We start from the raw sequence: 26,541 nt of genomic DNA on the forward strand, positions 1-26,541 counted from the left end.
CCAGTGCGATGATGTTGGGCACACACTGGCTTAGGCAGCCGCCTCACGGATAGGCTGATAGCCTCGTCGGTAGGATTCCAACACGCGGACAAGTCGTGCGACTTCGAGCTCGAGTTGTGCATAAACGGGCGGCGCATCGTGAAGCGCGTTGAGCCGACCGACGGCTTCCAGACGACTGGCCGTGAGTCCGACTTCAGACGCACATAAATTGCCGGCGGTTCCTTTGAAGGTATGCGCCGCTCGTTCAACTGCGGATGAATCGGCATCAGCCAGTGCTGTTCTAATTTCGGCCAGCATCACCTGATGACGATCGAGAAACAGGCAGATGAGCTGAGCGAACAAGTCGTTGTCGCTACCGATATTTTGGTACATCCTGGCGGGATCAAAGACGCCTTGTGTCGGGCCCGTCGGAGTTGGTGGGTCCGTCTCGGAAATAGTCCGATCAGGCGGTAAGGTGGCCCACCGTGCCAGAGCCGCACGAAGTTCGTCCAATTTGATCGGCTTTGAAAGATAATCGTCCATCCCGGCGGCCAAACAACGCTCCCGATCTCCCTGCATGGCATTGGCGGTCACCGCGATGATGGGGATGTGGGGGCGAGTCTCAAGTTTCGGGTTGTATGTTTCAGGTTGCCGATCTGAACCCTCGTGGTTCGAACCTGAAACCTGAAACCTGGAATCCGAAACATATCCGCACGCCTCACCCTCTCGGATGTTCTTCGTCGTTTCAAAGCCGTCCATGATGGGCATCTGACAATCCATCAAGATGGCGGTGTAGTCACCCTTCTTCAACGCAGTCAACGCTTCCTGTCCGTTGTCGACGACGTCAGGTTGATATCCTAGCTTCTCAACCATGCGAACGGCGAGTTTCTGATTGATGATATTGTCTTCTACCACGAGCACGCGTGGGTGCTGGATGTTTTCTGCGACCGTATGTCTGGTAACGAGTTGGGGGACCGTTGAGAGCGTCCGAGGCTCTTTCGGCTTTTGGGTTTCCGCGAGGCCGAGAACGGTTCGTAAACAGTCTCGTAACTCATCATGACGAACGGGTTTCGGTAGGTAACCCATGGCGCCAGCCCGACGGGCCTCTTCTGCGTGGCCTCGTTGGAGCAGCGAAGTCATCACGACAAGGCGAATCCCGGCGCCTCCCGGATGGTCCTGGATTTCTCGGGCAAGCTGGAGCCCATCCTTCCCTGGCATGACGAAATCCAAGATGGCGAGATCGTAGGGTGTACCACGTTGCGTGGCCTCTGAAATGCGACGCAAGGCCGAATCGGCGTCCTCTGCAAGGTCGTCCGCCATGCCCCAGCCGGAGACCAAGTGATGAAGAATGAGACGGTTCGATTCGTTATCATCGACGATCAGGATACGCTTTCCGGTAAGATCTCCCATCGGAAGAATCGCACGTGGGGAGTCGGCTTGCTTGAGTAGGCGTGCCGTACACCAGAAGGTACTTCCGCGCCCTTCCGTGCTGCGCACACCGATCATCCCTCCCATCAGTTCGACAAGTTGCTTCGAAATCGAAAGGCCAAGCCCGGTGCCGCCGAACTTTCTCGTTGTTGAACTATCCGCCTGTACGAATGGACGAAAGAGTTTGGCTTGAGTATTCGGGCTGATGCCGATACCGCTGTCGGTGACTTCAAACCGAATGACGGTCGACTCGGGGAGCTCTTCTTCGAGATAGGCCTGTAGGGTCACTTCTCCTCTGTCGGTAAATTTCACCGCATTCGCCACGAGATTGGTCAGGACCTGACGCAATCGTCCGGGATCACCTTTGAGTCCGGTCGGGACCGCGGCGTGGACGAGCCCGGTCAGCTCTAGTCCTTTCGTTTCAGCGCGTTCAGCAAACTGCGCGAGCACCTGCTCGACCGTTGTGCGCAGGTTGAAGTCGAGACACTCCAGCTCCAGCTTGCCGGCCTCAATTTTGCTGCATTCCAGGACGTCGTTGATCAACTGCAGCAACGCGTCGCCGCATTGGCGTATGGTTTCGGCGTAAGACTGCTGCTCCGGCGTCAATGTGGTTTCCATGAGCAGACTTGTCATGCCGATCACGCCGTTCATCGGCGTTCGTAATTCGTGGCTGACCGTTGCCAGGAACGCCGTCTTGACCCGTGCGGACTCCTTTGCTTCCTCCAGTGCCTTGTCGAGACGGTGATTGCTCTGAAGCAGTTGGTCGGCAGAGACTTTGAGCGCCTCTTGAGTCTTGCGGACGTTCGTCATATCCGTAGCATAGCCACGAACCACCCCATGTTGAGGAAGCGGGCAGAAGGTCCATGAAAAGCTCGCGTCCGGAAGGAGGATTTCCTCGTTATGGAGCGCGCGACCGGTCTTGAGACATTGTCTGACGATGTCTTGCAGGCGGTGTGGTGCGACGTTTGGAAATCCATCAAGGCCGTAGCCGAATCGAGAGAGGAGCGCGATCATCGCGGGATTTGCATACAAGAGGCTGGAATGGTGATCCAGTTCGACCAGGGGTGAAGGGCTGTCTTCGGCGATGGCCGCTAAGCGATCACGGTCTTGTTCTAACTCCACCTCATGCGACAGGTCTCGAATGGTGATGAGCAGGACCCTCGTGTCATTGAGTGTGGTGCGGACGCAGGTCCATTCTATAGGAGTGCTCACCGTGCTGCTTCTCAGGAGCTGCTGATGTGTCGCGGAAATAGGAAGGCCTGTGTTCAAAGTGTGCTGCAATTGAGCGCAGAGGCGAGTTTCACGGGACCGAGTGAGCTTTGCCCAGAGCGTTGGGAACGACAATCCCAGACCGGAGGTGGATCCAGCTCCGAGTAATCTGATCCCTTCTCGATTCATCCCTTGAACAGTGAGAGCGGGATCGAGAATAAGGGTGGCAAACGGAAGCCCGTCAAGAAGCTCCACCGCAATGGGAACAGCCGATAGAGTGGCGACCTTGTGACGACGGGATCGTCTTCGTTTCCGGTCAGGTGTGTTCATTACGCGGCTCGTGGCACACTCGCGTCCAGATGTATGCCGACATTGACGCGCTCATTGATGGGGTCGAGTACACGCAGGACGGTTCGTACGGTATGGTCGGACGACGGTGCTGCGAGATCGATCTCAATCGGGGTGGCATAGGAGCCGCCTTGCGGATCGGTCGTGACTTTGACCAGAGGCTTCAGTCGATGCTGAGGATTGACTCCGACCACAATCGCCTGTTCGCCGGTGTTAAGTTTGAGCAAGCTTCCAACTGGGTACACCCCGATGCTTCGAATCATGGTCTCCACTAAGGTTTTCCCGAACTGGCTCCGCTCACCGGCGAGAAAGAGTTGCCGAACGGCATCATGCGGGATCATCGCAGGGCGTGTTCCCCGTCGACTCACCATGCTGTCGTAAAAATCAACGATGCCGACAATCTGGGCAAGAGGGGAGATCGTCTCGTTGTTGAGACCGCTAGGGAAACCGGTTCCGTCAGCGCGTTCATGATGTTCCCTCACGATGCGAAGAACATCTTCGTGCATTCCAGGGTGTTCGGAAAGAAGGGTCACGCCAAGCTTGCAATGCTGTTCAAGCAGGGTCTTATCTTGGCCGGAACATTCATCCCGTTTACGAACCAGATTACGCGGGAGACGGACATAGCCTGCGTCGTGGAGCAGCGCCCCCATTCCGACCAATTCCTGGTCTGATTGATCCAGGCCACTTTCAATGGCGACGATGAGAGAGAGGACGCAGGTATCCAATGCGTGACCTGTTAAGGACCGATCGAATTGTTTGATTTTCTGGATGGCTACCTGCGTGGCGATGGCCACCCGATCATTGAGAACGTGCTCCAACACGTTCGACACGATGGCTTTTGTGGCTTCAGGAGTAGGAGGCACTCCACGCTCGAGGTCATCAAAGATCCGCTCAACCGCTTCTTGGGCCTGTGCATAAATCACCACAGCGGGCTGACCACCGGGCATGGGCTCAGCGGTCTGCGCCACGTGTGATTCCTGCGGAGAAAGGGCATCGGGACCTGGTGGTTGATCGTTCATGGAGGACGGAGTCGTTGGTGAAGGAAGATCAGCGCCCTTGCTGGTATCGATTGTCACCATCCGAATCCCATGTTGTTTCATGAGCGCAATGGTCTGTACGTCGTTAACCATTCGCTTATGGAAGAGGAATGGGGTCCGATACCACGGAACATCCATGTCAACGACAAACATGCCGGGAACGAGTTGCTCGATCGCAATACGCTTGGTCGCCATAACGACTATGCTCCAGGTCAGAAGAATTGCAGGTCGGACATGCCGACGGAAGACCGATCTGTGTGTCATATCGGCGAACTCCGTGTTGAACTTGATAATTGCGGTCGAGCCCTGCCGCGTTCGGTGTTGGTGAGGGCGTGTGCGATGGATACCGTCCGTTTGGCCTCAAGACAAGGCAATGAGTGGCCGATAAGGTTCATCAGCGATGGTTCGTGTCGGCTGACAGACCTCAGGAGTCATGGGCATGAATGAAATGATCGTGTCAGTTCCTCCCGCAGCCTCGTTTCTATCGGTCGGGCTGCCGCTGAAACTATCCCTGACGCTGGATCAGCAGAAGATCATGTACGGATCGACGCTGTTGGGCTGGAAGGACCATGCCTGGCTTATCTGTGAATGGCCGTTGCAGCTCGGCCACGACCAACCCATCAGTGGCGGCACATCGTGCACGGTCAGCTACCTGCACGAGGGTAAATTGGTCGGATATCGCAGCGAAATACGAGATGTCCTCAATGCACCGGTGCCGTTGCTCTTCCTGGCCTATCCGAAAACCGTTGAAGAAATGCACATGCGTAAGCATGTGCGGGTACCATCGAATGAGCCGATCTTACTCATGCGAACCGATCAAGGACATCCATCCGAATCCGCATTGCCGACCAGTGATTATTGTGGTGGTTTGCTGAAAGATCTCAGCGAGGGAGGGTGTAGTGTCGCGTTGGTCACGCGACCTGGCTGGCTCGGCCCCGGCAGTAGAGTCCGCTTGGAGTTCGAGCTGCCTGGATTGGGACACATTACGAACCTCACCGGAATCGTAAAGAACTCCGACCGGCGCTATGGCAGCGAGATGATCGGGATTGAATTTTGCTTCAACGAGCTGGAGTACATCGAATATCGAGGGTGGGGCGGTTCCGTCCGCAACGCCATTGAACAGTGCGTCTTCCAAAAAGTCAGCGCCTCATTCCTCAACCCGTAGTCGAACTCGTCTTCGCCTCGACACCGGCTGATTCTTCCACAAGGCCTGGCAAATCTTGCCGGTAGATATGGTACTCCTCTCAGGATCTCTCGCTTTTTACCAAAATCCCCACTGATTTTCCCCGCTCATCCTGGCACACAACTTGTTAGGTGGAAACTGGGAGGAGTGCCGGTATGCCTATCAGTTCCACCGTGTCGCTTGCTGATAAGGAGGTGTCGGTGCCACGGGAGCTGGCTTTTCAATGCAACATAAGCGATCCAAGCCTCAACCCAGGCTGTGCAGGCGTGCGGTTACGAGCCCGAGAGCCACATCTGGGACCTGGTTGCTCAACACCTCCACTGACGCGTGTTGGCCGCGTTCACAGGTATTGAGTCTGTGCCGGTTCTTATTGAAACGCTGCTGCTCCATATTCTCCCGGCGGCAGGAGGTGCATGATGAAGGTGTTATTGATACCACCCACATACCGCTATACGACCCAGTATCCGTCGTTTTTGGCACCATGCGACTTTGCAAGTGGATTTGCCTATATCGCGGCGAGCTTGAAGGCTGCTGGCCACCAAGTGTTCGGATGCAACCCCAACAACGCGCCGGGGTATCCTTCGGCGCTCGACATGATTCACGACAAGATCGCACGGGCGATTGCAGATACCAAGCCGGACCTAATTGGCCTCGGTGGCCTCTGTACCGATTTTCGGTTCCTCCATGACGCATTGCATATTATTCGCCATTATGTGCCATCCGTGCCAGTCATCATGGGGGGCTCGGTCATCACCTATGATCAGGAGTTCATTCATGCAACCCTCAAACCCAACTATTCACTGGCAGGAGAAGCCGATGACACTGTCGTGATGCTGGCGGATGCCCTCGAAGGGCGCGGCGCTCTCGAAGCCATCCCGAATCTCTGCTATCAGAAGGACGGACGGTTAACGTTTACAGAAAAAAATCTCAAATTCGGACGAGATTTAAACGAGCAGCCTTTCCCTGACTATTCCATGTTTGACATTGAGGGAATGCTGGAAGCTTCGATGGCTGCACGTCCTCTGTATCGCTTTTACCGCAAGAACCCTCGGATTATGCCTATAGTAACGGCGCGGGAATGTCCATTCGCCTGCACATTCTGTCTGCACAGCCATGGGGGACGAGCGAAGTACCGAGCGCGTACCACGGAAAATGTCATGGAGGAGATCAAACAACTCTATGACCGGTATCAGTTCAACATCCTCATTCTTCTTGATGAACTATTTGCCGTGAATAAGCAGAAGCTGGATGAATTTTGCCAATCTCTGATTGAGTATCGTAGACGATACGGATGGGATTTTAATTGGATGTTTCAAACGCACGCGAATGCCAGGCTCAATCTTGAAAGCCTCATATTGGCCAAGGAGGCTGGCTGTTCATACTTCAGTTATGGTCTTGAAAGTGCCAGCAAGCGGGTGCTGAAGAGTATGAAGAAGGGCACGCAGCCTGAGCAGTATGCAGAAGCCATCGCGATGGCGGATCAGGCACAAATTGGATTCGGAGGCAACTTCATCTTCGGCGACCCGGCCGAAACGCCGGAGACCATTTCTGAAACCTTGACGTTTTACCGAGACCATTGCTCGGACATTCATTGTTTTATGAGCGGCATCCAACCGTATCCTGGCAGTGCCTTGTACGGCGTCTCTCAGGACATGGGTCTGATGCCAGACAAGTTGGTGTTCTACCAAACGATCGATCAGAAAGTGTTCAACATGACACAAATGCCCGATGCTCAATGGATTGGGTATTTGCGGGCCATTGTGGCGTTCGATAGTCTGCCGCTCTGTAAGACCGTGGATGTCACGCGTATCATCCGGTGCGCTCTGCAGAATCGCATGACGGTGAATAGCGGCCGACAATTTTGGGAGCTGTTTGCCGAATGCCCGCACTGCAATAAAAACTTCTCATATATCGAATTGACGGAACCCGATCGAGTGCCCACGCACGGACTGCAGATCATTACGGGTTGCGAACATTGCTGCAAGCGCATCCGTCTCAATGTGCCCGTTGCAAAGGACAAAGGGCTGCTGCTACCGATTGAAACGGATCCACACGACGAGGCACGACCTATTGGTCAGCCTACGGGTGTAGCAAGTAGCGGTGATGAGCTTCCTCAATTCCACAATGCTTCTGAGGAAGTGCGAGCGTTCTTGGATCGCATGGTCACCATGTGTGAACAAAACTCCTACCATGCAGCTGTGGCGTACTATGATGCTCATCGAGGACAATTCCAATTCCATCCAGCCCTGGTCGAGTTTGATCGATTAGTCGGTAACCTGCGGCACAAGCTGGCAGCGTGATGCAGAGGGAGCTTGGAATAGGGCAAGAGGATCGAGTGGGTCATCCAAAGATTTTATTAGTGCAATTAGAATTTGGCACGTGGGCACAGGCAAAAGCCTGGTCCTATCTTGGTAACTTTGCGGTTGAGGATGGCCTCCGGGCCGATGGGTGTGACTGTGTGACGCTTCCGGCACTTTCAGATGTTCCCGATAGTTCGCCGTTGTCCTGGCTTCATCATGCGAAACAACTGTTGGCTGGCCAACGCTTTGACCAGGTCTGGGTATGGCTGGTTCACAATCGATACTCGGAAGCGTTTCTTGAATGGGTTGATGAGTTGGCGCCGGTGCGGGTCGGCCTGATCATGGAGTCCTTGGAGTACAGCGAAGAAGACTGTCGCCGCTGGCCACACTTGCGAGATCGAGCCGCTTTCGTCAAAGGTCAGATTCGGCATATGACGCATGTGCTAGCAGCGGATGAGCGCGATGCGGACGTAATCAATCAATCAGGCCTGGTTCAGGCGTTATTTTGGCCATCAGCAGTGCCGTCGCGATTCATAACAGAGACCATCGTGCATCCGTCGCGCCGTGAGGTAGCGTTTTATGGAGAACTCTATGGAGAGCGGAAGGCGTGGTTGGCGATGCCCGGGTTAAAGGACTTGCTGATCCATCCACCGTCCGCAGAAGCGGCGACCGAGTTTCCCCAGCTCTTCAATGCATTGCATCAGCAGATGGCTGAGCGGTTCCAGTCAGGGTGGCAGCCTAACCAGGCTGCACTCACGGAGTATGTGGAGCTTTGGCGCCGCTTGCGCGAGGCTATCTTCGTCAACTGGTTGGCCAGCCTGAAGACTTGGAGTGCCATCGTCAATCTTCCTAGCTTGTTTCAATCCTATGCAGGACGCGTCGTGGAAGCCATGGCCGCGGGTCGTCCCGTGATCTCCTGGGAGATTCCCAATCGTCCCCGAACGAAAGCTCTCTTTCAGGATAACCAGGAAATCGTTCTGTTCTCGGCTCATTCGCCGGAGAGTCTTGCGGGGCGGATCGAGTACGTCCTATCCGATTCGAAACGTGCCGATTCGATTGGTTCTCGCGGACGACGCAAACTTCTCGCTTATCACACAGCAGAGCGGCGTATGCAGCAAGTGCTTGAATGGATTGAGTCTGGAAAAGAACCGGACTATGGCGTTCCCCCTGCCTTTGGAGAACGACCATTATCCATAGGTCGTCCATCTGTAGTTGAAGCAAGCCCATGGACTAGATCACAGACACACCTGCCATCGCCGACTCAACCGACTGTTGAGCCGAATGTGCAACGCAAAGAGGCACCTACTATTGAACCCAAGTATGAGGACTCGATGAACAGCGACGATTTTTACATCAACTTGTTTGTTAAAGCACCGGTCTGGTCCACGCCTGAGCCGAATGCTGATGAAGCCGCCCGATGGAGCAAGATGGCGGCGTTCTTGGAGCACATCTTGCGCCGCGTACGGCAGCAGGAGCCAAACAAGCGACTACGAATGTTGGATGTCGGGTGTGGTCGCGGGTGGCTCACCAATCTTGCTACAGCATACGGGACATGTGAGGGCATTGAGCCGGTCGCTGGGGTTGTCGAATGGGCACGCAAGCTGTTTCCCCATCTGCGGATTGAAGCGGGGATGGCCGAGAGTGTGCTGAGTCGGCCTGACTTTGCACCCTATGATGTCGTGCTGACTTCAGAGGTAATCGAGCATGTCCCGCACGAACAAAAGGAAAAGTTTCTGGCGCAGCTGTCCCAGCTTCTCAAGCCTGATGGCCATCTCATTCTCACGACGCCACGAGGTGAGATGTGGGAACGATGGAGTACAATCGCACCTCCGAATCAACCGGTGGAAGACTGGGTTACGGAAGATCAGTTGTGTGCCCTGTTTGCGTCGCAGGGATTTATGGAACTGGGGCGTGAGCGCGTCTATGTCGAAGTGCCAAATCTCCGGTTCATCCCGGCTCCAACGCCCGCTGACGTGCGTTCCATGAACCTGCTCCCTATCTACCAAGTGTGGGTCTGCCAGAGGACTTCTGCGCCTGTCCCTATTCCCTTTACGCGCCCACCGAAGGTGTCAGTCATCGTCCCGACGTACAATCGTCCAGACCGTCTTAGAACGGCCCTCGAGAGCCTAGCTCGTCAAACATTTCAGGACTTCGAGGTCATCGTTGTCAATGACGGGGGTTGCGAGGTGGGGTTTGTTATTGCCGCCTGTGCCGATCGCCACCGCATTACAAGCATCAGCCATGATAGGAACCGTGGGCTGGCCGCAGCCCGAAATAGCGGGCTGCGTATGGCGAAGGGATCCTATATCGCCTATCTCGATGATGATGACCGCTACCTTCCACATCACCTTGAGACTCTTGTCAGTTTTCTGGAGCGTGGCGAATGCCGGGTGGCGTACACTGACGCCTGGCGCGTTCATGAGCAACAAATCGATGGCGAGTATATCGAGACCGAGCGTGATCTTCCGTATTCGTACGACTTCAGTCCGGCCGACCTTCTGGTGGGCAACTACTTCCCTGTGTTGAGTGTCATGCATGCGAGGCAGTGCTTGGACCAGGTGGGATTCTTCGACGAGTCGCTGTTTGCGCACGAGGACTGGGATCTTTGGATTAGGATGGCGACGCGATTTCCATTTAAGCACCTACCCGTGACTACGGCCGAGTTTACCTGGCGGAGCGATGGCACCTCCATGACGAGCGGGACTAGCGAGACATATCGGCGCACGATCGACATCATTTACCGAAAATATGCGCCCCACGCAGAACAAATTGCCGGGGTTCGTGAAGCACAGGCTCAGAATCTGCAAAAATTGTATGCCAAAGCTCCTGCGAAATCCTATGTGTGTTCTATCATTATACCGGTGTGGAACCGGCTCGATCTCACAATGGAATGCTTGACGGCTTTGTCGAAGATCCAAGACCAGCCGGAATATGAGGTGATCGTCGTGGATAACGGATCGACCGACGGCACTCAGGAATTCTTGCAAACATTGGGCGGGGATGTTCAGGTTATTCTCAATGACGAGAACTTTGGCTTTGCCAAAGCCTGCAACCAAGGGGCACGGTCCGCGCGTGGGCACTATCTTGTCTTCTTGAACAACGATACGATTCCACAGCCTGGTTGGCTGAATGCCCTGGTCGCGGAAGCAGAGGACGATGTATCCATCGGCGTAGTCGGCAGTAAGCTCCTCTATGCTGATGGCACGATCCAGCATGCGGGAGTGGTCCTTGCGAGAGGACACCTCAACCCGTATCACCTCTACCAACGGTTTTCAGCCGACCATCCTGCGGTCAATCATCGAAGGGAGCTCCAAGCTGTCACGGCAGCATGTCTCCTGATTCGCCGAGGGATTTTTGACGAAGTGGGAGGCTTCGACGAAGGCTTCCGCAACGGCTTCGAAGACGTCGATCTCTGTCTGAAATCACGTCAGCGCGGATATCGGGTAGTCTATCAACCGCGAAGCGTTCTCTACCATCTTGAGAGTCAGACACCTGGGCGCAAAGCCTACGATAGTGAAAATTGGCGACGCTTGTATGAACGGTGGAAGGATTGTTGGTGGCTAACGGAGGAGGATATTCATTACCACGCTGATGGGTACAAGCTGATTGGGGCGGGAGAGGATGGCAATCTGAACGGTCACCTTGAGTTAATGACCGATATTCGGGATCGAGCGGCGTGGGCTCACGTTGCTGCGACGCAGGCCGCTGCTACAAGACAGGAGTGGGCACAGGTGCGGAGGGAGCTGTCGCTTTATCAGGATTGGCCTGCTGACTCCTCAGTATTGTTATGGGCAGGGATGATATGCGAGCGCCTGCATGAATCGACCTTACAGGTAAAGTTTCTGGACCGGTATCTTAAATTACAGGATGACCTACCGATGCGGCTTCAAGTCATCCGTACGTTTCTAGAACAACAGGATCTTGGAGCCGCTGACCGACATCTACAGAAGTTGTTGAGTGTGAGCCCCAATCACGCCGAAGGTCTGTTGTTAAAGGGGATCCTCGGCATGCAGCGCGAACAGTACGAGCAAGCGGAACAGGCGTTTGAGTCAGCCATGGGTGCTGGTGCAGACAGGAAGAAATGTTTGATGGGAATGGGGATGGCGGCGATGGGACGAGCCTACACACAAGGAGCGTGGGAGCGATTTCTCCAAGTATTGGCTGAATATCCTGACGACGCTGAAGCCATTCATTGGTTGCTCCGAGCAGGGACAGCACAAAACCGATGGCAAGAGCTGGGCGAACAGCTGCGCAGCTATGTCGAGAGAAATCCAGAAGACGTAGCCACGCGATTTGCATTCGCCAGCGTGTTGTTGCGTGGGGAGCAGATCGAGGCAGCCCGTCGGGAGCATGATGCTCTTCGACGGATGGCGCCGAGCTATGACGGACTGGATGAACTCGGTCGAGCCATAACAGGGAGAGAAGCGGCGTTGGCCATGGCGAGTTCGTCGTTTGTGAATGGTGAAGCGTGACGCGCCCAGATACTGTGAAGCGTATGTCGTGAAACGTCAGGATTCGGAACGAGATACGCTTCATGAGGCTCGCTTCACGCATGATGCACGCAGGCTGGGTGTCACCGGTGACGAGGTGATGGTTGTCCCCGTGGTCAATGCAAGCCAGAATAAGGGACGGGACATGGGACGCGTCCTTGTGATTCAACTGGCCAGATTAGGGGATCTCGTGCAAACGGTTCCTGCGATCACCGCGCTGAGGACAGCTCACCCAGATTGGGTGATTCATCTCTTGTGTCCGGCGCAGTTGGCCGAACTCGGTCGACTCCTACCAGGAGTTTCTCATGTTGTGAGCTGGGATGGAGCCGCATGGCATCGACGAGCGGCCAGTGCCGAGGTGGAGGTACGTCCCGAACATCTTGCAGAAGCCGGTGCCGGGATTCGTGCCATCAGCAAAGACCTCTATGACCGTGCGTTTGTGTTGAACCAACATCCTCGAGCGTTCATAGCCGGAGCACTCCTCGCACGGGAGTCCGTTGGAGCCGTAAGCGGGAAGCCGCTGAGCCACAAGCTGTCCCCGTGGGCGGAGTACATCAGACGCGTGGCGACATCCAAACGCAGTCATCGTGTTCACCTGGCGGACGCGTTTTGTGGCATGTGCGGCCTCTCCCCAACGAATGACATCATGCCCATACAAGTTCCAACAACGGTCCTTCCCACCGACCTTGAGCCGATCGGGCAGTCGAATGGTGATTGGATCGGCCTGCTGGTTGGGGCGGGAGATCAAGAGCGATTGGTTCCGATTGGAGTCTGGAAGCGCCTGATCGCCGAGTGTCTGGAGCTGTGTCCTGACAGTCGCATCGTGTTGATCGGGGATCAGCACGAACACGAGCGGGCACAACGTATTCAGGAGGCACTCGCTCCGTTGCTTCTGGGTCGGGTGTGGGACACCACAGGAAGGCTCTCGCTGGTTCAGCTGGCGGGCCTTCTCGCTCGCTGTCGCGTTGTGGTCGGAACGGACACCGGTCCACTTCATCTCGCAGCGGCGGTCGGGACCAGAGTCATCGGGTGGTATTTTGCCAGGGCGCGTGTGCATGAAACGGGGCCCTATGGTCTGAATCACTGGGTATGGCAGGCGGAGGCGAGAGAGATGGATCGGCTGACCGCAGTCAAGCCGAGCCGATGGCCCATCGCTGAGACGATAGCCCTGCTTGGTGATGGCGCTGCCGCGTCGGTCGAGGAGTGGTCGCTGTGGAGAAGTTACCGCGATAATCTGGGCGCCTATTATGTCGAGTCGGAGCACGAGCCGATCGAGCCGTGTGAACGGGCGCAGATTTGGCGGCAGCTGCAACCCTTGTCGGTCTCCTGAGGGGACTTCGTGGAGCATTTACAGCAGAACTTGGAGAGGCTTCGTTCTCGGTGGCCGGCTCTCGTTATGGCCGTACGGGACAGCGCCGGGAGTGTCCTCACCCTGACACCCTCGCGTGAAGGTGCTCCCTCTGCCACGTACCAAGGTCAATGGGTCCACAGTGCCTACGATCCTCGCACAGAAGCAAGATCTTGGGCCGACCAACAAGTGAGTGAATGGAAGCGGGGAGAGTTGGGTGTCGTACTCGGGGTCGGATTGCTGTATCACATCGAGGCCTTAGCTCAGGTGAATCCTGATCATTTCTCGCTAGCCGTCGTGGTGCCTGACCCCTCGGTGCTGAAGGATGCGATGGGAGCGAGGCCGCTCGGTCCCTGGCTCGACACGATTATCTGGATCACGGGAACGGCTCAGGACATGGCAGAGCAACTGGCATCACACGCCACATCTCTCCGGTTCTTTACCTATGGACCGGCGGCGCGAGTCCATGCTGAGGCACATCAGCGGCTCGAGGCCAACTTGCGGCGGATCATTGCCGTCCAAGCAGGAGGCCGTCTGCATGTGGCGGTGGTCGGTCCGATTTATGGTGGCTCACTCCCGATCGCCCGTTATGCCGTCCGCGCACTCGGTGAGTTGGGCCATCGGGTCACCTGTATCGACCACGGCGTCCATCATGCCAGCTATCAGGCCTTTGATGCCCATCGAGAGGATCGATCTCGACTGACCGTACAGAGCCGCTTTGCCGATGTGCTGAGTCTTAGCACGATGGCCACCATCGCCGAGGATCCTCCTGACCTTGTGCTGGCCATCGCCCAAGCTCCGTTGTCGCTGGCCGTTCTCCAACACTTGCAGAAAAAGAAGTTTCTGACGGCCATGTGGTTCGTGGAAAACTTTCGGCATCTCACATACTGGCAGCAACTTGCCGGTGGGTACGACTATTGGTTCGTGATTCAACAGACTGAATGCATCGAGGCCCTGAAGCGGGCTGGTGCTGATCAGGTGCACTACCTTCCCATGGCTGCGGATCCGGTCGTCCATCGTTCCATCACCCTGACGGCTGATGAGCAACAGGAGTATGGAGCCGACGTCTCGTTTGTCGGCGCAGGGTATGCCAATCGACGCCGTCTCTTGCCTCAGTGGCTCTCCAAGGCATGGTCATTCAAGTTGTGGGGGAATGAATGGGACGGTGCAGCCGCCCTTTCCAGCGTCCTCCAACGAAACGGGGCCAGGATCGATACCGACACCTGCATGAAGGTGTTCAATGCGACAGCCATCAATCTGAATCTCCATTCCTCTTCCGGCATGGGAGTGGATGCTCATCCGGATTTCGTGAACCCTCGGACGTTTGAACTTGCCGCATGCGGGGCCTTTCAACTGCTGGATGAAAGAACTCTCCTTTCAGAGCTGTTCACGTCTGAGGAGCTGGTGTGCTTTCGAAGCCCAGGCGAGGTTCCCGCATTGATTCAGACGTGGCTCAAGGATTCGGCCGGCCGGAGAGCCTATGCAGCGGCGGCGCAGCGGCGCGTGTTGCGTGAACATACATACCGACACCGGATGCAGGACCTCCTCGCTGCCGTGGGCCTGCATCAGCCCGATAGAATTGGTTCGGTCTTGCGTGGCGAGCGATCCGCGACCGAGCTGCAGCGTCGGACGGATTCTGCAACCGAACTCTCACCGTTGCTGAGGCGATTTCCTCCCGGCCAACGGGTCGAGCTCAAGGATCTTGCCGCCGATATCCGGACACGGGCCCCTGGTCGCGAACTAAGCCGAGAGGAGTTGCTGGTGCTGATGTTGGACAGCTATCGGGCTGAAACGAGAGATCTTGTATGACGCGCACGATGGACGTCAGTTTCAAATCGCGCGTTTCAAGTTTCATGCTATCGGAAGGCTGGTTCACCCAACTTGAAACCTGAAACTTGAAACCCCAAATCATGAAACAAGTTCTGATCTTAAACATCACCCGGATGGGCGATCTTGTGCAAATGGGAGCTCTGTTGAACCGACTTCAAGAAGAATGGCCGGGAGCGTCGGTGGATCTGGTGGTGGATCGGCGGTTTGCCTCGGTAGCGGCCTTGATGACAGGTTTGCGCGATGTGATCCCGTTCGATTTTCACGTGCTTATCGACGAGAGCCGTGCAGCGGTGAAGGATGTGGTCTCACTCTACCAAGAGGTGAATGCCTGGGTGCGGCCGCTTGCCGAACGGCGCTACGATCGTATCATCAACCTCACGTTCAATCGGCCCAGTGCCCTCTTGGCCGGCGCGATCGGCGCGGCGGACATGCGCGGCGCGCGAAGCGCATGGGACGGCGGGATGGTGGTCGACAATCCATGGATGGCCTATTTTTGTGATTTCCACCAATTCCGCCGGTTCAATCGATTTAATCTCGTGGATGTCTACGCGTTAGGTGGCAGCGGTCCCGGTTCGTTTAGTCCATTACACATCATGATTCCGGAGCAGGATCGTGCATGGGCCAGGCAAACACTGGCGGGATCGCCTCAGTGGGTGGCCGTTCAAGCCGGTGCCAGTGACGTTATGAAGGCCTGGCGTCCTCATCTGTTCGGGCTGTCGCTCGCCCAGCTCAGTCAACAATGGCACGGCGGTCTTGCCTTCATCGGTGGTTCCGATGAGGAAGAGACCATCGCTCAGGTCATACAGGCCTATCGAGAGGCGGGGGGGCGGAATTCGGTCAAGAACCTCACAGGCCGTACGACTCTGAGCCAGCTTGCTGCCCTCTTGGCGGAGTGCCGGAGTCTGTTGACCAACGATACAGGCCCTATGCATATCGGCGTGGCGGTGGGAACCTCGGTGATCGATCTTTCAGTGGGTCATGTGGATTTCCAGGAAACGGGTCCCTACGGGACGGGCCACTGGGTTATTCAGCCCGAACTCGATTGTGCTCCCTGTGGGTTTGAGCAGGTGTGTGCCCATCATGCCTGCAAGGATCGGATTGCACCGGACCTCGTGGCGGATCTACTACTCCATGTCTTGAAGGGCGTACCGCCTCCATCACGAACGACGGGTGTGCGCTTGTATCGGTCAGATGTTGATGAGGATGGATTGGGTACGTTCCGATTGACCGCAGGAACGGAATCCATTGGGACGGCTTGGTATGCCGGCTTCTGGCGCCGGTATTGGTATGAGACCTACACCGGAGGCGGGAGTAGGGTCCCAGCTCCTGATGGGCCACCACCCGACGAGCAACAGGCAAGAGAATCCATTCAACGTTTGATTCCGCTTCTCACGGTTGCGTGCCGGAAAGCCGAGGAAATCGCACATCTGGCCGGTCGGAAAACCATCAACATTGCGCAGGTCACACAGCTCCAACATCAGCAAGGGAAAGAAAAGGATCGGCTGGTTCGTATTGGCATAGGCAGTTCGGCCACGGCGCCGGTGATCGCTGCCTTTCTGCGGCAACTCCAGAATGACAACGTCCAGGGACTAGACCGCCTAGCCCATCACCATGCAGGTGCCTATCGAACGCTGTTGACGAGGGTGGTGGATATTCAACGACGATGTTTCGGTTCAAATGCAACGGACTCCTGTCCCTTACCCGGGTCTCAGACCACCTATGCGCCAGACGGGCTCAACGCAGCAGGTTGCGTGAATCTCGCTGGGAAGAAGGAGACATCTCATGCAGATCAAATTGGATAATGATCAATGGGTGGCGCCGACCGACGCGTCATTGGAGGAGGTCTTTGCTGAGTTGAGTGAGCGTGCTCATGCGAAAGCACGTATTGTGACGACCATGATGCTCGATCGGCGCCGGCTGACCGACCGTGATCTGGAGCCAGGCTTACTAAAAGAATCTTCCGCCAAGTTCGGGAACCTTGTCGCGACGTCACGTACGCAAGAGGAGATCATCCACGATGCCCGTGGTGCAATCCGTCGCTACCGAGAACTCGTCGTTCAGGAAGGAAGCTCGCTGGCATGTCAGCTTCGACTGGGCAAACAGGAACTTCCCTCTCTAGACCGGTGGTTGGGGAAGGTGGCCGATCTTTTGGAATTGACCGGAAACCAGGCGTCGGATCCCGAAGCTGACTCGATGGTCGGCGACAAGGCCAAATGGATCGAGGAGCTGCTTGCCGCACGACAGCTCAGCGATACGGTTCGTATGGCCGATCTGCTCGAGTATGAAATTCTACCGAGGCTTTCCTCCGAAAACGACGGTATCCGTTAAATACCGTTGCAGAGCAGTGCCTCTGCTCTCTGGTGGTTGGTCTGGAGGCTCAAGTCCCCTCGGGATCGGCCGATAAGACAAGCACGCCACGAAGAGGCGTAAGGGAATACGGCTTCTGCACGGATGTCGGAAGCACAGCAACGGATGGTGTTCTAGTTTCAAGGAGGAAGAGCCATGGCTCTTATCGTTAACAACAATCCCGCGTCCATCGCAGCGCAGCGGAATCTCTCGATTAACACCCTGAGTCTGAACCGTTCGGTCGAACGGTTGTCATCCGGTCTGCGGGTGACCCGCGCTGCGGACGATGCCGCCGGTCTCGGTTTGTCCGAGTCGTTGCGCGCACAGATTCGTAGTATCAACCAGGCGACGCGAAATGCCTCGGACGGCATCAGTCTGACGCAGATCGCCGACGGTGCCGCCGCGACGATCGGCTCATTGCTGGCCCGGTTGCGTGAGTTGTCGTCACAGTCCGCCAGCGGAACAGTGGGGGTTACGGAACGGTCTTATATCGATCAAGAATTTGTTGCTTTGCGCTCAGAAATCGACCGGATTGCGCAAGTGACCGAATTTAACGGTCAGGCATTGACCAGTGGGAGCACGATCAGCTTCTCCGTCGCCATCGGGTTCCGTAGCGGTACGGGGAATACGCTGGACCTGGCGCTCAACGATATTACGACGACCTCGTTAGGGTTGAGCTCGGTGAACGTGTCAACCTCAGCCAATGCCACGAGCGCGCTGTCAAACATCGACAATGCCATCAGCGCGATTGCGAGTGCACGAGCCGAATATGGATCAATTCAGAATCGGTTCGAAGCGACGATCGCGAATCTGCAGGTCACGAGTGAGAATCTCACGGCTGCAGAATCGCGGATCCGAGATGCCGATATTGCGCTCGAAACATCTGTGTTCACGAAGAACCAGATTTTGGTGCAAGCGGGTATTGCGACGTTGGCACAAGCCAACACGCTCCCGCAACAGGCACTGGCTCTACTCAGAGGATAACGGCAGCGCACCGTCCACCGCCCCTCTCCTAAACCGGAGAGGGGCCCGGTGAACGGAGTGATCTAAAGGGGGACGTTATGATCACCAATGTAACATCGAAGGTGGATCTCCCGGCCGCTGCCAATAGCAGAAGTCAAGCTGCTGTTCAGCTCAAGACGAAGCCTGTGGCTGAGCACGCGCAAGGTGCTGACTTCTCGTTCGCCTCTTCCACGGATCGGATAGCGCTTGAGCAAGCCGTGAGTAAAGTGAAGGAAGTGTTTCACCAATCGGGTTCGCAGTTGCAGATCGAAGTCGACCCCGATCTTGAGCGGGTCATCGTGAAAATTCTCAACGGGGATTCCGGAGAGGTGATTCGACAGATTCCCCCCAAAGAAGTGATTGATCTGGCCAAGAATCTCGCGGGAGTGAAAGGGGCGTTGTTCGGAGAGCATGTGTGATCTGACACACAAGGATGTGAAATGCCGACGATAAGTTTCGGAGGCCTAGGAAACGGGCTGGATTTTGGTCAGGTTGTCGATCAACTGGTGAAGGTTGCCCAACTGCCGGTTGATCGACTGACCAAGAAAAAAGCCGATCTTAATACGAAGCTGACGGATTTGACCACCGTGAGCACCAAAGTGGCGGCGTTCCAAAGCGCCGCCGAGGCGCTCCGGCTTTCGACATCGTTCGACAAGACGACGGCCTCGGTAACGGATTCGACGGTCCTCTCCGTCTCCGCCTCCTCTTCAGGAACAGCGGGAACCTACAGCATCCGGGTCGTTCAACTCGCACAATCACATCAGATCGTGAGTAAGGCGGCCAAGGCGGTGTCATCAGAGACCGCCGACATCGTCAGTGGTGGATCTGCCACATTTACGTTCAAGGTAGGGTCCGGAGAGGACCACACCGTGAATCTAGGATCAACGGCCACCCTGGCAGACTTGCGGGATCAGATTAACGATCTTGGAGCTGGTGTGACCGCCTCGTTGATCAATACGGGGACGGAAGCGGTGCCGTCGTACCGCTTGGCCCTTTCGTCCAATAACACGGGAAGCGACCATGCGATTACCATCGTTGCCGACGGCACGGATCTGGATCTCTTGAATGGGAGCGGAACCGGCGGAATTGATACGTTGTCTGCCGCTCAGAATGCCGAGATTCAAATTGGAGATCAGTCGCTGAATCCGTTGACGATTGAGCGTAGTTCGAACACGATCACTGATGCCATCCCAGGACTCTCTCTGACGCTCACCAAGACGACGGGAGCGGAGACGGTCCAGGTCAGTCTGTCTCAGGACGTCAATGCCGTGAAGACGAACGTGACAGCCTTAGCAACGGCGTACAACGAAGTGGTCAAATTCATCAATGAACGGACCACCTACGACGTGACAACGAAGCAAGGAGGGGTATTTTTCAACGAGGCGTCCGCCCGGACGGTATTGTCTCAGCTCAGAACAGCGCTGTCATCCTCGGTCAGCGGGGCCACCACCTACAGCAGTGTCGGGCAAATCGGATTCAAGACTGAGCGAGATGGAACGCTGACGGTCGACGATGGGCAGCTGACCACCGCCCTGAGCACCAACTATAGTGCGGTGAAGGCACTCTTCGCCAACCAGGGAACGGCGACCGGGCTTGCCCAATCTCTGGTATCGGCTGTAGACGCGTTGAATGATGTCGTCGGCGGGGCGCTCACACTTCGTAAAAACGGCGTCACCAGCGAGATTACCCGAGTTGGAAACGACATCACCCGGCAAGAGGACGCCTTGAGCCGCTACGAAGAACGACTCAGGCGCCAGTTCGCTGCACTGGACGGACTCCTGCGACAGCTCCAGGGGCAAAGTAGCTTTCTGCAGTCTCAGTCTTCATCGAATCAATCTTAACACTAGGATCATCAGCTATGGTCACCCAGTATGCGCGTCAGTATGAACAGACCCAAGTCGTGACATCCTCCGGGGTCCAGTTGGTCGTGTTGCTCTATGACGGTGCCATTCAGTCGATTGAGATTGCGAGACGGGAGATCCAGGTGAACAATGTTCGGGAGAAGGCACGACACCTTGGGCGAGCCATCGCCATCATTGGAGAGCTCAACAGTGTGCTGGATCAGGAACAAGGCGGAGACATCGCACGGTTATTGCGGAGATTGTACGACTACATGCTGGCGGAACTTGTCGAAGCCAATGCTCGAAACAATGAGCGCAAGCTGGAAGGGCCTCTCCGCTGCCTGATCACGTTGCGTGAAGCATGGCGTGAAATCGCTGCTCAGCAGCAGCCTCGCATGGCGGGAGTCCGATGACTGCTCTGAGCCCTGACCATGCGTTCGAGATCGAGCGACTCACCACAATTGCCGTTGATGCCGCTCAATCAGGGCAATGGGATGTCGTCATCCAATGCTATCGAAACAGGGGAACGCTCTTGGAAGTGATGCGACCCGCACTTGAACAGGGAGAAGAATTGTTGCGGTTGGACCGCCAGGTGTTCGACCACGTACAGGCCACACAGGCCTTGCTGACATCGTTGTTAGAGGAAGCCGCGGCGACAAAACGCCGATTACAAAGGCTACGTCGACGACTAGGGGAGCCTGCGTTAGCTCCCGAGTCGATGTCCATCGAAGCCTAAGCGAACTAGGAACGGCCAATGGCAAGCGAGGAGCTGCCGACAGTCAATTTACAACCAACCCCCGATCACACGCTGCCTTCGACCAATCAGCAATGGGAATCGCTCCATCAGTTGCTTGCCGCGGTGGTTGCCTGCCAAGACGAACACGACATCGTTAAGGCGTTGACAAGGCAGTTGCATGAACTGATCCCTACGGATGCGATCGGAATCGCTCGATCAAGTTGTGCACATGTCCGGCTCTGGTCGATTGATCAGAGCCGAGAAACAGAGGCACGTCTCCGTCGCTACCTCCTTCGACGGCTTGGTCATGTTGCGTCCGATACGCCTCAACGTGCAAAGCCTCGACGGCCGGGTCGCTCCGGACATCTCTCGCTCGTGCCAAGCTCAGCATGCACGTTCCTTGAGCCGGATGAAACACCGACGAACGCTCATGAGATACCCTTGGCATTAGGACAGGAAGAGAGGGGTCTGTTCTTTGTTCAGCGAAACGGCACCGAGTCGTTCAGCGAGTGGGAAAGACAGGCTCTTCACATCGTTGGCACGGTCCTGGCGGTGTCTCTTCAAAATGCAGAATCGGGTCGATTTCGACGAGATCTCGATCGTAGCGACCCGTTGACCGACATGCTGAATAGCCATGCATTCGATGATGCCTTGACCCGTGAATTGCGGGTCGGGCAACGCTACGGAGTCACGGCCTGTCTGTTGGTGATCGGACTCGATTACTTCAGAACGGTCAATGATCGCCTTGGCTACGAAGCCGGAGATCAGGTGCTCCGATCGGCAGCGGTTGTGATACGCGAGATGGTGCGCGACACTGATATCGTGGGGCGATGCGGAGGCGACACATTTGGAGTGGTGCTCCCGCATACGGAGAGACGGCAGGCCTGTCATCTTGCGGAGCGATTGCGAGAGCGGATCGAGCGGCACCTGTTTGTCAGTCAATTTGGGCAGGTTCGTATTACGGCGAGCATGGGGTTAGCGGCGGTTCCAGATTTCGGCGTCGCGACGAGCTTGGATTGGGCGACGGCTGCCGGGTCTGCATTAAAGGAAGCGAAGGCTCAAGGAAAGAACTGCGTTGCCGTCCATGCGCCGCAACCGCCGGCTTTGGCCTGTGTCGGTGCACTCAGTCTGGCGGCATGACGCCAAACGGAAGGTCCCCATGACGTCACTCGGTACAACATCGTCGGTTCAGCCGGTCGAGATCTCACAGGACGAACGGCGCGAATGGATCCGAATCGACGATCGCATATTGATGGAATATCACATGGTGACCGAGTCGGGGAGGGCGCTTCCCATAACGGTGGCACCTCCGAGCGCTCAGTCGATTTCTGAAGCGGTGATGAAACCCACGGCGGAACTACTTGCTCGCTCAGGTGAATCGGTAATGGGCTCACCGATGCTGCCCTGGATCATGAAGGTGGATTATCTCCTTGAGGTCATCTTGAACGCCTTGGCCGCCAGCCGACCAGAGACTGTCAACATTGCTCGCCTGACGGATGTCAATTTGAGTGGGGGAGGAGTGGGATTTGTGGCTTCACGGGACTTCATGAGTGGTGATCAGCTGATACTCAAGCTGTTTCTACCTCCGTTTACTCCGATTCAGACCACCGTCCGAGTCATCCGATCGGAGCCGTTGGCACAGGGCCAGGAGTTCATGATCGCGACGGAATTTATCGATCTCAAGCCCGATGATCAGGAGCATCTGATCCGCCACATTCTTCAAACGCAGGCGGAACGACTGCGATCGCGTCGAAAAGCCTCAACCTAAAGGCACTCTCACGAAATTTCTTGGCTAGGCCGCCCGAGTGGAAGGGGTCGACAGGAGCTGGAGCAGCGTCTCCCCTATGTGGGTCAAGGCCGTTGCAGCTGGAGAGGACGGAGCATGGTGTATGACCGGGGTATAGGCGCGTACGGCTTGCTCCATCGCGGGATCTTCAGGAATCTCACCCAGTAGGGTTAAGTCACCACCGACATATTCTTTGAGTAACTTTTTCAGCTGCGGCACGTTGACGCGGGCACGTCCCGATACGCGATTAAGGACGAGGGCAGGCTGAAAAGCTCGTAAGGTCGATTCGGCGATCGTTCGCCCTGACTCGTCGGTCTTGCCTGCGACCTCGAGAACTTCCTCCACGCTACAGTAATCTCGATTGGCAAGTCCCTCCGCCATGACATTGCGCATCACAAACATGGAGAGAACACGACGAATGGCGGCCAGCTTGATAAAGCGGTAGAGATCCAGGACCGAGGTCGGATCAGGGGTCGCGACGACAACATGATGGTTGGCCATGAGAAAAAAATCGAGTGCATGATAACTGGTACCCGCTCCGATATCGACAATGATCACATCCGCATCGATTTCTTCAAAATTCCGGATGAGTCGTTTTTTCTGCGAATAGGGCATATTCGCCGTAGCCAGTGTGTCTCCGGTTCCTGGAATAATCCGCAAGGCGCGATGAATGGGAAGGCATTGAGCGACATCATCCAACCGTTCGACTCGATGGGTGAGAAAATCGGTCAGAGTGTGTGTCGGATGGAGATGGCCGAAGAGCACATGCGCGTCTGCCCCTCCGATATCGAGATCCGCGAGCACGACTTGCTTGCCGTTTCTCGCTAGGTTCAGCGCGAGGTTGGCTGCGACGACACTTTTCCCAACCCCACCTTTCCCCGATGCGATAGAGATGGTGTGTCCCATTGCGGTCAGTTGCTGCCGGTTAGAGTCGGGTGCCACCTCTTCATCGGCTCACCAATGGAAAACCTGAAGAGATTTGTCTTACTCCGGAAACAGCGGCACAGATGGAGACGCCACCGCCGATACCTGAGTATAGCACCGACTCAAGTTTTGAAATCGCGCCGCCGATACCTCACGTGTCATGAATAACGATGGATCTACATCAACGGGGAGTGAGTTGAATGGGGCGTCCACACGGGACGGAGAAATCTTGACCGTGATGGAAGTCGCAACATTCCTCCGGGTGCCCAAATCCACTGTGTATAAACTCGCGAGGGTCGGCGAACTGCCGGCTTCGAAGATCGGCAAGCATTGGCGCTTTCTCCGCCGCGATATTCATGAGTGGATGCACAGTCGATCAGGCAAGGCGTGAACGAGTATGCGTCGTTCTCCCGTTGACCGACAGCCTGGCGAATGCCTCCATCCTTCGACCCGCACGGTACTCAGAACATGAGCCGTCGGCATGATTTTGCCGGGACGCCCATCTCTCGAACCGACCTTCTTCCACACAAGCTGATCGTTGCGTACTCAGGCCGATACACCGAGCATCGCTCGACTCGCTCAGGCTCAGGTCATCCGATGGATGTGCCGATATGGAATGAAGCGCTGGGGTGAATCAACGGCGCCCAACCACCACGGAATCGCGAGCCGTGTGTCTCTGTGTTGAGGCAGTGAATGAGAAAAAGGAGGCATCATGCCGGCCGATCCCAACATGAAAATTCTCGTCGTGGATGACATGGCCACGATGAGAAGAATCGTCAAAAATATCCTGAAGCAGCTGGGCTTTCCTCATTGTGACGAAGCAGAGAACGGACAGGAGGCGCTGCAAAAACTTCGGAGCGATACGTACGGATTCGTGGTCTCTGATTGGAACATGCCGGTGATGACGGGCATCGATATGCTTCGTGCCATCAGGGCGGACGAGAAACTCAAAGCCATCCCAGTGTTGATGGTCACGGCTGAAGCGCAACAGAGCAATCTGGTTGAGGCCGTCCAAGCCGGGGTGAGCAACTATATTGTGAAGCCCTTTACGGCAGAGACGATGCAAGAAAAGCTCGGCAAGATTTTCAAGTAGGCCATGGTGTGTGAGTCGATCATGGGTAGCAGAAGCGCGGGAGGGAACGTGCAACAGCGAGAGCAAAAACTCTATGAAGAGCTGGGCGAGCTGGCACGGTTCGTCGAGCGAGCGATGAAGGCGATTTCAGAGGCGAGCCCGGGGATCATATCCAGCAGCTCGCAGCTGCCGACGGCGTCTGGTCACCTCAGCGATCTGAATAAGATGACTGAAGAGGGGACTCTCGAAGTCATGCGTCTGACCGAACTCATTCAGGATAATCGGGATCGCATCGCGAAGGATCTGTCGGCGGTCGTGGAGACCTTACAGGCTATGGACTGCCTCAAACTGACAGAGCGCCTCGAGCAAGTGAAGACCGTGATGGTGGAGGACGGGCAGCACCTCACGGAGATCATGACCGCATTGTCCTTTCAAGACTTGGTCGCGCAACGAGTCAAAAAGCTGGTCACCATACTCGATGACGTGCAGAGCAAGTTGGTGGAACTGGTCGTCATCTTCGGGATTCAACAGAACGGGGAGCCCACGGGTGTGGACGGAACAGCGGGACACCTCCTGAAACAACTCGATGAATCCAAGAAGACGGCCATGAAGCAGCAAGTGGCCGACGATATTCTGGCGCAATTCGGGTTCAAATAGGGATCAGGTTTCAAGTTTCGCGGTGTCCGTTTCATGTTTCTGGTTTCGAGTTTCATGTTGTCGGAAAACTTGAAACCTGAAACTTCCAGCCGGAAACCAGTAACGCCGGATCTCGCCGAATTCATGAGGGCGATGACGAATGGATATTGCCACAATCCTCGGAATCGTGATTGCGCTGGGCTCCATTATCGGAGGCCAAATACTCGAAGGTGGGCACATCGGGTCGATCATGCAGCTCACCGCCTTCATCATCGTGATCGGCGGGACCTTCGGCGCCATTTGCATCCAAAATCCGTTATCGGTCGTCATCAAGGCGTTCGGCGCGCTGTCCATCGCAATCTCAGGACCGCATATCGACAATAAGGGAACGATTAAACTCATCTTGGATCTCGCGACGATCTCCCGGAAGCAAGGGTTGTTGGCGCTGGAAGGAAAGCTGAAAGACATTAAAGATCCGTTCATGAAAAAAGGCATTCAACTGATCGTCGACGGAACCGAACCGAAGGCCGTGCACGAGATTCTTGAGATCGAGGTGGAACATCATGAAGAGCAAGGCGTGATTGCCGCGAAAGTGTGGGAAGCAGCCGGTGGGTATGCACCGACCGTCGGCATTATCGGTGCGGTCCTTGGACTGATTCACGTGATGGAAAATCTGGCCGACCCCTCAAAGCTCGGCGGCGGTATCGCGGTGGCGTTTGTGGCCACGGTCTATGGCGTCGGCGCAGCCAACCTCTTTTTTCTCCCCCTCGCAAATAAGATCAAACTGAAGCTGAAAGAAGAGGCGGGGGCTCGTAACCTGGTCATTATGGGGCTCATCGGACTGGCTCAAGGTGAGAATCCACGGTTGCTCCAGGAAAAGTTAGAGGGGGTCTTGCCGCACAGCGAGCGGACAAAGGAGACGAAGAAGTGAAGTGGCAATCGTCTAGATCTGAAGTTTCGAGTTTCACGTTTCAAGTTGAGGGGAACGGCCATCCGATAACCTGAAACAAGAAACTTGAAACTCGACACGCTTGTACAAGATACGC

General features: G+C 55.9%; 21 protein-coding genes. 18 read left to right on the plus strand and 3 right to left on the minus strand.

Features of this window, described 5'->3' with window-relative positions:
- Positions 1–30 precede the first annotated feature (30 nt).
- Both IPM58_01650 and IPM58_01655 read right to left on the minus strand, forming a co-directional pair.
- A complete protein-coding gene (locus IPM58_01650) occupies positions 31–2,946 on the minus strand; it encodes a response regulator (protein MBK9305809.1) in 2,916 nt (971 codons plus the stop codon).
- A complete protein-coding gene (locus IPM58_01655; GenBank protein MBK9305810.1) occupies positions 2,946–4,196 on the minus strand; it encodes a DUF3391 domain-containing protein in 1,251 nt (416 codons plus the stop codon). Before IPM58_01655 ends, IPM58_01650 begins: the two co-directional genes overlap by 1 nt.
- A 244-nt stretch (positions 4,197–4,440) precedes the next feature.
- On the opposite strand from IPM58_01655, the gene IPM58_01660 reads away from it, so the two are divergent.
- From IPM58_01660 to IPM58_01725, 14 genes are all read left to right on the plus strand, one after another.
- Positions 4,441–5,166, plus strand: a complete 726-nt coding sequence (locus IPM58_01660; protein ID MBK9305811.1) for a flagellar brake protein — start codon at positions 4,441–4,443, stop codon at positions 5,164–5,166.
- A 431-nt stretch (positions 5,167–5,597) separates the two neighbouring features.
- Positions 5,598–7,484, plus strand: a complete 1,887-nt coding sequence (locus tag IPM58_01665) for a radical SAM protein (GenBank protein ID MBK9305812.1) — start codon at positions 5,598–5,600, stop codon at positions 7,482–7,484.
- Between the two features lie 35 nt (positions 7,485–7,519).
- Positions 7,520–11,956: a glycosyltransferase gene (locus IPM58_01670; GenBank protein ID MBK9305813.1), complete on the plus strand. Its 4,437-nt coding sequence runs from the start codon at positions 7,520–7,522 to the stop codon at positions 11,954–11,956.
- Positions 11,957–11,984: 28 nt separating this feature from the next.
- On the plus strand, positions 11,985–13,304 hold the full coding sequence (locus IPM58_01675) for a glycosyltransferase family 9 protein (protein ID MBK9305814.1): 1,320 nt from the start codon (positions 11,985–11,987) through the stop codon (positions 13,302–13,304).
- Between the two features lie 9 nt (positions 13,305–13,313).
- Entirely contained in the window at positions 13,314–15,131 is a 1,818-nt protein-coding gene (locus IPM58_01680) for a glycosyltransferase (GenBank protein MBK9305815.1), read from the plus strand.
- A gap of 101 nt (positions 15,132–15,232) precedes the next feature.
- The gene (locus tag IPM58_01685) at positions 15,233–16,954 is read left to right on the plus strand and encodes a glycosyltransferase family 9 protein (protein ID MBK9305816.1); all 1,722 of its coding nucleotides are present in this window, start codon (positions 15,233–15,235) and stop codon (positions 16,952–16,954) included.
- A complete protein-coding gene (locus tag IPM58_01690; GenBank protein ID MBK9305817.1) occupies positions 16,935–17,480 on the plus strand; it encodes a hypothetical protein in 546 nt (181 codons plus the stop codon). The genes IPM58_01685 and IPM58_01690 overlap by 20 nt, the downstream gene beginning before the upstream one ends.
- 174 nt (positions 17,481–17,654) lie before the next feature.
- Positions 17,655–18,482, plus strand: coding sequence for a flagellin FliC (locus IPM58_01695; protein ID MBK9305818.1), 828 nt, complete (start codon positions 17,655–17,657; stop codon positions 18,480–18,482).
- 77 nt (positions 18,483–18,559) lie between these two features.
- On the plus strand, positions 18,560–18,919 hold the full coding sequence (locus tag IPM58_01700) for a flagellar protein FlaG (GenBank protein MBK9305819.1): 360 nt from the start codon (positions 18,560–18,562) through the stop codon (positions 18,917–18,919).
- 21 nt (positions 18,920–18,940) lie between these two features.
- The gene (fliD, locus tag IPM58_01705; GenBank protein ID MBK9305820.1) at positions 18,941–20,341 is read left to right on the plus strand and encodes a flagellar filament capping protein FliD; all 1,401 of its coding nucleotides are present in this window, start codon (positions 18,941–18,943) and stop codon (positions 20,339–20,341) included.
- A 17-nt stretch (positions 20,342–20,358) separates the two neighbouring features.
- Complete coding sequence (fliS, locus tag IPM58_01710) at positions 20,359–20,754, plus strand: flagellar export chaperone FliS (GenBank protein MBK9305821.1); 396 nt, start codon at positions 20,359–20,361, stop codon at positions 20,752–20,754.
- On the plus strand, positions 20,751–21,077 hold the full coding sequence (locus IPM58_01715) for a hypothetical protein (GenBank protein MBK9305822.1): 327 nt from the start codon (positions 20,751–20,753) through the stop codon (positions 21,075–21,077). Before fliS ends, IPM58_01715 begins: the two co-directional genes overlap by 4 nt.
- Before the next feature lie 18 nt (positions 21,078–21,095).
- Positions 21,096–22,217 carry a GGDEF domain-containing protein gene (locus tag IPM58_01720; GenBank protein MBK9305823.1) on the plus strand — a complete coding sequence of 374 codons (1,122 nt, stop codon included), beginning with the start codon at positions 21,096–21,098 and terminating at the stop codon, positions 22,215–22,217.
- 19 nt (positions 22,218–22,236) lie between these two features.
- On the plus strand, positions 22,237–22,845 hold the full coding sequence (locus tag IPM58_01725; GenBank protein MBK9305824.1) for a PilZ domain-containing protein: 609 nt from the start codon (positions 22,237–22,239) through the stop codon (positions 22,843–22,845).
- Positions 22,846–22,869: 24 nt separating this feature from the next.
- On the opposite strand, the gene IPM58_01730 is transcribed toward IPM58_01725, so the two are convergent.
- Positions 22,870–23,805, minus strand: coding sequence for a P-loop NTPase (locus IPM58_01730; protein MBK9305825.1), 936 nt, complete (start codon positions 23,803–23,805; stop codon positions 22,870–22,872).
- 142 nt (positions 23,806–23,947) lie between these two features.
- Between IPM58_01730 and IPM58_01735 the strand changes: the two genes are divergently transcribed.
- From IPM58_01735 to IPM58_01750, 4 genes are all read left to right on the plus strand, one after another.
- Positions 23,948–24,178 carry a helix-turn-helix domain-containing protein gene (locus IPM58_01735; GenBank protein MBK9305826.1) on the plus strand — a complete coding sequence of 77 codons (231 nt, stop codon included), beginning with the start codon at positions 23,948–23,950 and terminating at the stop codon, positions 24,176–24,178.
- A 321-nt stretch (positions 24,179–24,499) separates the two neighbouring features.
- Complete coding sequence (locus tag IPM58_01740) at positions 24,500–24,880, plus strand: chemotaxis response regulator CheY (GenBank protein MBK9305827.1); 381 nt, start codon at positions 24,500–24,502, stop codon at positions 24,878–24,880.
- 21 nt (positions 24,881–24,901) lie between these two features.
- Complete coding sequence (locus IPM58_01745) at positions 24,902–25,516, plus strand: protein phosphatase CheZ (protein MBK9305828.1); 615 nt, start codon at positions 24,902–24,904, stop codon at positions 25,514–25,516.
- Between the two features lie 139 nt (positions 25,517–25,655).
- Positions 25,656–26,426: a flagellar motor protein gene (locus IPM58_01750; GenBank protein ID MBK9305829.1), complete on the plus strand. Its 771-nt coding sequence runs from the start codon at positions 25,656–25,658 to the stop codon at positions 26,424–26,426.
- Positions 26,427–26,541: the final 115 nt, after the last annotated feature.

The sequence above is a fragment of the Nitrospira sp. genome (assembly GCA_016715825.1).
Classification (GTDB): Bacteria; Nitrospirota; Nitrospiria; order Nitrospirales; family Nitrospiraceae; genus Nitrospira_D.

Excerpts from the sequence above, each read along its gene's own strand:
- IPM58_01750 (MBK9305829.1), top strand. The coding sequence starts at position 25,656 with ATGGATATTGCCACAATCCTCGGAATCGTGATTGCGCTGGGCTCCATT.
- IPM58_01685 (MBK9305816.1), top strand. The coding sequence starts at position 15,233 with ATGAAACAAGTTCTGATCTTAAACATCACCCGGATGGGCGATCTTGTG.
- IPM58_01735 (MBK9305826.1), top strand. The coding sequence starts at position 23,948 with ATGAATAACGATGGATCTACATCAACGGGGAGTGAGTTGAATGGGGCG.
- IPM58_01660 (MBK9305811.1), top strand. The coding sequence starts at position 4,441 with ATGAATGAAATGATCGTGTCAGTTCCTCCCGCAGCCTCGTTTCTATCG.
- fliS (MBK9305821.1), top strand. The coding sequence starts at position 20,359 with ATGGTCACCCAGTATGCGCGTCAGTATGAACAGACCCAAGTCGTGACA.
- IPM58_01715 (MBK9305822.1), top strand. The coding sequence starts at position 20,751 with ATGACTGCTCTGAGCCCTGACCATGCGTTCGAGATCGAGCGACTCACC.
- IPM58_01665 (MBK9305812.1), top strand. The coding sequence starts at position 5,598 with ATGATGAAGGTGTTATTGATACCACCCACATACCGCTATACGACCCAG.
- IPM58_01650 (MBK9305809.1), bottom strand. The coding sequence starts at position 2,946 with ATGAACACACCTGACCGGAAACGAAGACGATCCCGTCGTCACAAGGTC.
- fliD (MBK9305820.1), top strand. The coding sequence starts at position 18,941 with ATGCCGACGATAAGTTTCGGAGGCCTAGGAAACGGGCTGGATTTTGGT.
- IPM58_01740 (MBK9305827.1), top strand. The coding sequence starts at position 24,500 with ATGCCGGCCGATCCCAACATGAAAATTCTCGTCGTGGATGACATGGCC.
- IPM58_01655 (MBK9305810.1), bottom strand. The coding sequence starts at position 4,196 with ATGGCGACCAAGCGTATTGCGATCGAGCAACTCGTTCCCGGCATGTTT.
- IPM58_01700 (MBK9305819.1), top strand. The coding sequence starts at position 18,560 with ATGATCACCAATGTAACATCGAAGGTGGATCTCCCGGCCGCTGCCAAT.
- IPM58_01725 (MBK9305824.1), top strand. The coding sequence starts at position 22,237 with ATGACGTCACTCGGTACAACATCGTCGGTTCAGCCGGTCGAGATCTCA.
- IPM58_01695 (MBK9305818.1), top strand. The coding sequence starts at position 17,655 with ATGGCTCTTATCGTTAACAACAATCCCGCGTCCATCGCAGCGCAGCGG.
- IPM58_01745 (MBK9305828.1), top strand. The coding sequence starts at position 24,902 with ATGGGTAGCAGAAGCGCGGGAGGGAACGTGCAACAGCGAGAGCAAAAA.
- IPM58_01690 (MBK9305817.1), top strand. The coding sequence starts at position 16,935 with ATGCAGATCAAATTGGATAATGATCAATGGGTGGCGCCGACCGACGCG.
- IPM58_01720 (MBK9305823.1), top strand. The coding sequence starts at position 21,096 with ATGGCAAGCGAGGAGCTGCCGACAGTCAATTTACAACCAACCCCCGAT.